Source organism: Sedimenticola sp. (genome assembly GCF_050289425.1).
Taxonomy (GTDB): domain Bacteria; phylum Pseudomonadota; class Gammaproteobacteria; order Chromatiales; family Chromatiaceae; genus Sedimenticola.
Map to the genome: position 1 here is coordinate 1,922 of NZ_JBNKFS010000046.1, position 3,868 is coordinate 5,789.

At 55.6% G+C, this 3,868-nt stretch carries 5 protein-coding genes; 1 reads left to right on the forward strand and 4 read right to left on the reverse strand.

The features are described from left to right. A partial coding sequence (locus ACQY5R_RS18075) for an O-antigen ligase family protein (RefSeq protein WP_428610684.1) occupies positions 1-545 on the forward strand: 545 nt, incomplete at its 5' end. A gap of 20 nt (positions 546-565) precedes the next feature. Here the strand turns inward: ACQY5R_RS18075 and ACQY5R_RS18080 are convergent. The 4 genes from ACQY5R_RS18080 to rfaE2 all read right to left on the reverse strand — a co-directional run. Further along, positions 566-1,153, reverse strand: coding sequence for a D-sedoheptulose-7-phosphate isomerase (locus ACQY5R_RS18080; RefSeq protein WP_428610685.1), 588 nt, complete (start codon positions 1,151-1,153; stop codon positions 566-568). Beyond that, positions 1,150-1,941 carry an aldo/keto reductase gene (locus ACQY5R_RS18085; protein WP_428610686.1) on the reverse strand — a complete coding sequence of 264 codons (792 nt, stop codon included), beginning with the start codon at positions 1,939-1,941 and terminating at the stop codon, positions 1,150-1,152. Before ACQY5R_RS18085 ends, ACQY5R_RS18080 begins: the two co-directional genes overlap by 4 nt. After that, positions 1,938-3,125: an NAD(P)/FAD-dependent oxidoreductase gene (locus tag ACQY5R_RS18090; protein WP_428610687.1), complete on the reverse strand. Its 1,188-nt coding sequence runs from the start codon at positions 3,123-3,125 to the stop codon at positions 1,938-1,940. The genes ACQY5R_RS18085 and ACQY5R_RS18090 overlap by 4 nt, the downstream gene beginning before the upstream one ends. Continuing rightward, positions 3,122-3,868 (reverse strand): D-glycero-beta-D-manno-heptose 1-phosphate adenylyltransferase (gene rfaE2 / locus ACQY5R_RS18095; RefSeq protein WP_428610688.1); only part of this gene is annotated, 747 nt, incomplete at its 5' end. The genes ACQY5R_RS18090 and rfaE2, both read right to left, overlap by 4 nt.

Here is a 3,868-nt window from a genome sequence, read left to right on the forward strand (position 1 = left end):
CCATTTATACCAAAAATATTTCAGTTCTATTTGTGGTAATGCCGATAGTATTTGTTGTCGCCATCGTATCTGATAGCTATCTTTTCAGGCCACAAGGATTGGATATCGGTGGAGATACGTTTCAATGGCTTGATCGCCTCAGCTCTAAGCGACTTACGATCTGGAGTACGGCGCTATCACATCCACCGGATAATATTTTAATGGGGGTGGGCTTGCATAGATCGATCGAGTTCCTTCCTCAGATCAGTTATGTGAAGCATCTGCATAACCTGTTTATCGAAATCTGGTATGAGACTGGATTACTGGGTTTGTTGGCTTATTTGCTGTTGCTGGTTTTACTATTTTGGGGAGCCCCTCGCGCATATCGAATGTTTGAAGGTATTGATCGAAGGGTTTATGCCGTGTTTTTTGCCTCAGGCATGGCGGCATTGATTGGTGGGTTATTGGATAAGGGTTATCTACATCCGCTTACCCGCTATTACATGCTGTTCTGTTTTTCGGTTCTCTATCTCTACCACCGTCGGTGCCGTCAATCCAAGGCCTAAACGGGTTGGTGATTTTGCTTTCAGCTAAAGAGGGTATGTTCTAGGGTATGACACAGCGCATGAATAATCACGATATGCTGTTCCTGGATGGTGCTGGTCTCTGTGCCCTTGGCCAGGATGAGATGATCTGCCAGCGCGGCGGCCTTCCCTCCTTGGTGTCCAGAGAGCAGTATACTGGTCAATCCCATCTTTCGGCACTGCTCCAGCGCACGTAGGATATTGGGGGAATTGCCGGAGGTGGTGATGGCAAGAAACAGGTCGCCCGGTTGCATTTTGCCTTCGACCTGCCGGCTGAAGATATGCTCATATCCGTAATCGTTACCAATGGCCGTCAGGATCGAGCTATCCACTGTAAATGCCTCAGCCGGCAGGGCCGGTCGATCCTTACAGAAGCGGCAGACCAGTTCGGCGGCCAGGTGTTGGGCATCGGCGGCCGAGCCGCCGTTACCCGCAATATAGAGTCGGCCACCCTGTCGATAACAGTCGATAATCGCCTGCATGGCCTGGTCGAAGGCCGCCATCTGCTCCTGGTCCTGCAGCAGTGCCTGCTTGGCCTCAATGGAGCATTTCAGAAACTGCTTCAGTTGATCCGCGTGGCTTGTGCTCATTGCGTTTCGATCTCTTTCAGTACTTGTTCGATGATCAGGACATTGTCCCGCAGGTGGTCCGGGTTGATGGTGCCGACTATCATGCCACTGACCCCGGGCTGGGAGAAGACAAAGCGCATCGACGCTTCAACGCCGCGTGTGCCGGGAATATGACCGCTCTGCAGACCTTTCTTGATCAGCACGCCCCGGTTTTTTTTCGCGGCGGCCTGGAGGACTGGCAACTCTTCATTGTAGGCGAGGTTGCAGGTGGCCATGACGATGTCCATCTTATTCATTACCTTTAATCCCCCTTCGACACTCTTGCTGGACATGCCGTGGGCGCGTATCAGTCCTCGCTCTTTCAGTCTCTGAAGGGCATCCAGGGCGCCTTCATTTTCCAGTATGGCAAGATCATCGCCGTCTGAGTGAATCAATACCACATCCAGGTAGTCAGTGTTGAGGGTGCGCAGACTCTGTTCCACCACTTCAATCGTGGTTTGGAAGCTGAAATCGAAACGGGATCTTCCCTGTTCGAAGAATTCACCGACCTTGGAGACGATCACCCAATCGTTCCTGGCGCCCGGCAGCAGTTTACCCAATCGTTCCTGGCTGCTGCCGTAGGCGGGGGCGGTGTCGATCAGATTGATCCCCAGGTCTTGGGCCTGTGCCAGTAGATTGCGCACGCTGTGATCGTCCGGGATCTCGAAATGGCTCGGATACTTGACCTGCTCGTTACGACCCAGCTTGACCGTTCCCAGTCCTAATGGACTGATCTGGATGCCGGTGCTGCCCAGTGCGCGTCGCTTCATGCTGACAGCTCCTTCCAGGGCGGTTCGGCCTGTGGCGGTTTGGGTAATTGTTTGAGGCATTCCGGCAGGGGTGCTTTGGGTTTTACGCCTTGCGACTGCAGGAGTTCGGTGATTTCGGTGGCGAGACGCGGCGCAAAGGCGAGCTTGGTCGGCCAGGCAGTGATGATCTCTTGGTCGCTGTGCAGGTAACAGCTGTCGGGACGAACGCCACTGCTGACCCTTGGCTCCGCGCGCTCGATCATGAAGCTGTGCCAGCTCATGCCGCTGAAATCGATCCAGGGCATCGTCGTTTGCAGCTCCTGTTTGGCCCTCTCAATTTGTTGTGTGCTCGATAAGTTGACTCCGTTTTCCGCCAGTTGTCCGCCGATATACCAGATCGGCTCTTCCGCCGATACCGGATAACTGGTGATGGTGAGGCGTGGGTTGGCCTGGGCGCCGAGACAGTGTGCGTAGAGGGGGGGAAGTTTACCCTTCAGGATTACCATATGCAGAGGGCGCGTTTGCATAGCCGGATGGTCACGGCCAAGCTGTTTCAGCAGTTCCGTATTACCCTTGCCGGCAGTCAGGATGATCCGTTGGCTCTCTAGTGTAATGTGCTCATTTGCTAGGTTGCAGTGGATTCGGCCTGGCTGCTCCGGATCGAGAGAGAGTTGCTTGGGCTGTATGTGAAGTGCTTGATCTTCCACCATTTTGGCCAGCACCTGGACCAGCGACGGCACATCCAGAACCGGTTCATCCAGTTGATAGAGGTGCCCATGAAAGGCAGAAGTATCGAAAGGCGCAGGGTGTTTGGCTGGGTCGATCGGCTGCATCCGGCTCCGCATCGCCTTGCTGGCAAAAAAACCAGCCAGCTGCGAGATGAAGTCTTTCGTCGACCAGAGGTACTGGTGTTGTGCCAGGACCCTCACCTTATGCAGGTCAAGTGGTCCGTTTCCGGCCAGGCAGGCGCGCCAGATGCCCGGCATCTCGGCGATTGCCCGTGCCGATTCGTTCAGGTTACCGAGCAGCGCATATTTGGTGCCGCCATGAATGATGCCCTGGGAGGCAACGGTCTGGATGCCGCCGATTGCCTTTGATTCGATCAGGACCACCGAGTAACCCTGTTGGGTCAAAGAGGCTGCAGTCCAGAGTCCGGCAATACCGCCACCCAGGATACTGATGTCAACCTGCATCGTGCCGTTCACGCCGAATTGCCGTTCTGCTCACTGTCGCGGATAGTTTTAATCATGCCGGTGGTGGAACAGTCATCGACAAATGGCATGACCCGCACTTCACCACCGCTCTCTCTGACGCAGCGTGCGCCGGGTATCTTGTCGGGGTCGTTGTCGCCACCCTTGACCAAAAAGTCCGGTTTCAGTCGGCAGATGAGTCGTTCCGGTGTCTCCTCTGAGAAGGGTACCACCCAGTCGACGCAACCGAGAGCCGCCAGCACCGTCATGCGCCGCCACAAGGTATTGACCGGTCGGTCGGCCCCCTTCAGGGCGCGCACCGTTTCATCCACATTGACGGCAACAATCAGCCTGTCTCCCAGGCGACTGGCCTGTTCCAGATAGGTGACATGTCCGGCATGCAGGATATCGAAACAGCCGTTGGTCATGACGATGGACTCGCCTCGGTGACGAGCCAGAGCCATCGCCTCCACCAGCTCCTCTTCGGTCACAGCGCCGGTATGGGCTACCTGCCGTTCTTGCAGGGCGTACTTCAACTCGTCCAAGCTGACTGTGGAAGTGCCCAGTTTTCCCACTACGATACCGGCGGCAATATTGGCCAGCTGGGTGGCGGCATCCAGCGGCATGCCACTGGCCAAGGCGGTTGCCAGAATGGAAATGACGGTGTCGCCGGCGCCGGTGACGTCATAGACTTCCTGGGCATGGGTTGGGTGATGTCGGGCCAGTCTGTCCCTTTGTAGCAGGGTCATGCCTTGTTC

Excerpts from the sequence above, each read along its gene's own strand:
- ACQY5R_RS18080 (WP_428610685.1), bottom strand. The coding sequence starts at position 1,153 with ATGAGCACAAGCCACGCGGATCAACTGAAGCAGTTTCTGAAATGCTCC.
- ACQY5R_RS18085 (WP_428610686.1), bottom strand. The coding sequence starts at position 1,941 with ATGAAGCGACGCGCACTGGGCAGCACCGGCATCCAGATCAGTCCATTA.